We start from the raw sequence: 3,801 nt of genomic DNA on the forward strand, positions 1-3,801 counted from the left end.
GCGAGCGTGACGGGCGCGGCAGCGGTGAGGACGTCGTGCACGGGTCCCGTGCCGAGCGGGGCGAGCACGTGTTCGTCGATCCCGGGCACCAGCGGGCGGGAACTGCCGCCCGAGGCACGGCGGGCGGTGGCTGCGCGGGAGGCCATGACGAGCGCGATGCGGGTGGAGTCCAAGCGGCGGGCGACGAAGGCCAGCGCGTCGAGGGAGTCGCGGTCGAGCAGGTCGGCGTCGTCGACGGTCAGCAGGAGGGGGCGCTCCTCGGCGGCGCGGGCGAGCAGGTCGAGCACTCCGGTTCCGAGGCCGAAGCGGTCGCCCGGGTTCCCCCGGACCAGGGCCTCGCGCATGCGCCCGCGCCGGGGTTCGGCGAGCAGGTCGACGGCGGCCTCGATCGGGGTGAGCAGGCGTTGGAGCCCGGACAGAGGGACGTCGGCCTCGTCGGCCACGCCCGCGGTGGACAGGGCGGTGAAGTCGTCGGCGTCGGAACGGACATGGTCGAGCAGGGCCGTCCTGCCCGTTCCGGGGCCGCCGGTCAGGAGCAGGGACGTGCCACACCGGGCCCTGGCGCCGTCCAGTGCCGCGCCGAGGACCTGTAGTTCTGTGTCCCTCCCCCGGAGCCGCACGCTCGGGGGGGTCGTGAGCATCGCGTCCACGTGCTCACCGTGGCACACGGGGGCGGCGTCGCGGCAGGTGCGCGGGGGCACACTGGTGGTTTCACCGATACCCGGCGCAGGGGCCTCGGGGCGGTTCGAGGAGGTGCTGGAGGGCGGGTGCAACGGGGGCGGGGGTGCGGCATCCACCTGCACTTCCCCGAGTGATGTGGGCCACTTTTCGAGGTTTTCCTGGCGCTCGGAGACGCCGACGATGCGTCGACCGGGTTATCACAACGTTACGTGCGGGCACCCCCGATCCCGCGAGGCAGACAAAGGGTGCATAGGCGACAAAGACCCCATGGATAGCCCTTTGTGTTCCCCGCGACACTGTCGCCGCCGTCCGGACCCGGGGTATCCAGAGCGGGCACCGACGGCAGGAGGGACCACCATCCATGGAGCACCACTCCCTGGCCGCAGACGACCCACGGGCCGCCACCACCTCGGCGGCCCCGCCGACCTTCGGCGTCGAGGAGGAGTTCTTCCTCGTGGACCCGCACACCCGCCACATCGCCTCCCGCGCCGAAGAGGTACTGGCCCGCACTCGCGACCCGCAGCTGTGCAGGGAGTTCACGCAGGCGCAGCTCGAAGCCAACAGCCCTGTGTGCACCACCAGCACCGAGGCGCACGAGTTCCTCATCAGCGCCCGGGGAGCGCTCGCCGATGCCGCGGAGCGCTCCGGACTGGTCGTCGTGGCGTCCGGGACCCCGGTGCTGGGCGATCCCTCCGCCGCCCGCCTCACCGAAGAGGCCCGCTACGCCGCCATCGCCGGCCACTTCGGCGCACTGCGCGACGCCCACGTGGTCTGCGGGTGCCACGTGCACGTGGGCATCCCGGACCGGGCGTGCGCGGTTCGGGCCAGCGACCACCTACGGCGGTGGCTGCCGTTCCTCACGGCCCTGAGCGCGAACTCGCCGTTCCACGAAAGCCGCGACACGGGGCACGCGAGCTGGCGCACCATCACATGGACCCGGTTGCCGTCCGCCGGCCCTCCCCCTCTCCTGCGCACACTGGAGGAGCACGACCGGGCCGTTCGGGCGCTCGCGCGGAGCGGCGCGATCCTGGACCCGCACATGGTCTACTGGGACGTCCGGCTGTCCGATCACCTGCCCACCCTGGAGATCCGGGTCGGCGACGTCGCCGCGACCGCCGAGGAGGCCCTGCTCTCCACCCTGCTCACACGGGGCCTGGCCGCCCGGGCACTGGTCGACGTGCAGCTGGACCGGCCGGCTCCGGCGATACCGGGGCGCACGCTGCGCGCCGCCCTGTGGCGGGCAGCACGCGACGGTCTGGAGGGCGAGGTGCCGGACCCGCTGAGCGGCGACCTGGTACCCGGACACCGGGCCGCGGACCGGCTGCTGAGCGCTGCGGTGCCAGGGCTGACGCCCGACGACGCCGAGGTCGCCGCGGGTCTGATGGAACGTGTGCACGTCGCAGGCTCGGGGGCTGCGCGCCAGCGACGCGCCTACGAGCGCCGCCGGAACCCGGCCGACGTCGTCGACATGCTCGCCGCCCAGACCCGCGAGGGCCTGCCCACCTGACCGGATCGTTCGGGGTCAGGGGGCGAGGCCGGGGACCTCACGCACCCCGAACTCCCGGCGCAGCGCCGAGAGCGCCGCCAGATGGCCCGACATCCCGTGCACGCCCGGACCCGGCGGGGTCGAGGAGGAACACAGGTACACGCCCGTCAGCGGCGTGCGGTAGGGATCCAGCGCGGGAACGGGGCGCGCCAGGGTCTGCCACACCGACATGGCCCCTGCGGCGATGTCACCGCCGACGTGGTTGGGGTTGTACTCGGCCATCCGAGCGGCCGGCACCCCCCGCGCGGAGACGATCGTGTCGGTGAACCCGGGCGCGAACCCCTCGATCCTGCGCCGCACCAGGTCGACCGGGTCGCGGGGGTCCCCGTTCGGCACGTGCGCGTACGCCCACACGGGGCGCCGTCCCCCGACCTCCCGCGAGGGGTCGGTGGCCGCCGGGTCGACCAACAGCACGAACGGTTCCTCCACCCGGCGCCCGCGCGCGGTCTCGGACTCGGCGCGAAACATCTCCGCCTGGGTCCCGCCCAGGTGCACCGTGCCCGCACGCCCCACCTCGGGGTCGGCCCAGGGCACGGGGCCCGAGACCACGAAGTCGGCCTTGGCCGCCCCCGGCGCGTACCGGAACCGTTCCAGGGCTGCCCGATAGCGGTCCGGCAGCAGGCCCCCGCCCAGGGCGAGCAGGCCGCGCGGCGCCACGTCCAGCAGCATGGCGCGCGCCGGAGGGAGGTCGCGCAGGTCGCCGACCCCGCATCCGGTGTGGATCCGGCCCCCGTGGGCGCGCAGGTCCCTGACGAGCGCGTCGGCCACCGAGGCGCTCCCGCCCTCGGGGATCGGCCACCCGCCGGGGGTGTGGGCGAGGTGCCCGAGCAGGAGCGAGACCGCGGAACCGGGCAGCGACGGCAGCGGCCCGATGACGTGTCCCGCCACCCCGGTGAGCAGCGCGCGAGCGCGTTCGGTGCCCAGCGGCCCGCCACCCGCGCGCTGGGCGAGCACCCGTGGCCCGAGGAGCGCCGCCGCCCACGGGTCCGCGGGCAGGGAACGCAGGTCGGACAGGACCAGATCGCCCACCCCGCGCCCACGCCGCACCAGCGGTTCCATGAGACGCCGCCAACGCGGGCCGTCCTCCCCCAGGCCGGCACAGGTGCGGTCGAGGTCGGCGTGGGCCAGGCCGGCTCCGCCCCCGGGCATGGGGTGCGCGTAGGCGAGGTCCGGACGCAGCATCCGCACCCCTCGCGACTCCAGGTCGAATCGGCGCATGAACCGCGACGGCCACACCATCGGGTGCACCGCCGCGCACACGTCGTGGTCCACGTCGGAATCGAGCAGCGGCAGCGTTCGCAACCCGCCGCCCGGGGTATCGGCGCGTTCGTACACCTGCACGTCCAGCCCCGCGCGGGCGAGGGTCACCGCGGCGGCCAGACCGTTGGGCCCGCTGCCGACGACGACGGCGTCGGGCTCGGACTCACTCATCGCTCCCCCTCACTCGCGTGGTGGCGGGTTCAGCCTCCCCCTGGTGGTCTCACCTGCCCGATTCCTGCGAGGATCTTGCTACCGGAGCCGACTTCGGCGCCCTCGACTTTGGCGGTTTTCGGAACTATGCCCGCTTCTGCGTG

At 74.4% G+C, this 3,801-nt stretch carries 3 protein-coding genes; 1 reads left to right on the forward strand and 2 read right to left on the reverse strand.

What is annotated here, in order from left to right:
- Nucleotides 1-797, reverse strand: a 797-nt coding sequence (locus D474_RS30110; RefSeq protein ID WP_239647186.1) for an ATP-binding protein, incomplete at its 3' end; no start/stop codon positions are given.
- A 245-nt stretch (nucleotides 798-1,042) separates the two neighbouring features.
- Here D474_RS30110 and D474_RS0125715 point away from each other — a divergent pair.
- Nucleotides 1,043-2,188 carry a carboxylate-amine ligase gene (locus D474_RS0125715; protein ID WP_017616358.1) on the forward strand — a complete coding sequence of 382 codons (1,146 nt, stop codon included), beginning with the start codon at nucleotides 1,043-1,045 and terminating at the stop codon, nucleotides 2,186-2,188.
- Between the two features lie 15 nt (nucleotides 2,189-2,203).
- On the opposite strand, the gene D474_RS0125720 is transcribed toward D474_RS0125715, so the two are convergent.
- Complete coding sequence (locus D474_RS0125720) at nucleotides 2,204-3,658, reverse strand: phytoene desaturase family protein (RefSeq protein WP_017616359.1); 1,455 nt, start codon at nucleotides 3,656-3,658, stop codon at nucleotides 2,204-2,206.
- Between the last annotated feature and the right edge of the window lie 143 nt (nucleotides 3,659-3,801).

The organism is Nocardiopsis salina YIM 90010 (assembly GCF_000341025.1).
GTDB lineage: Bacteria > Actinomycetota > Actinomycetes > Streptosporangiales > Streptosporangiaceae > Nocardiopsis > Nocardiopsis salina.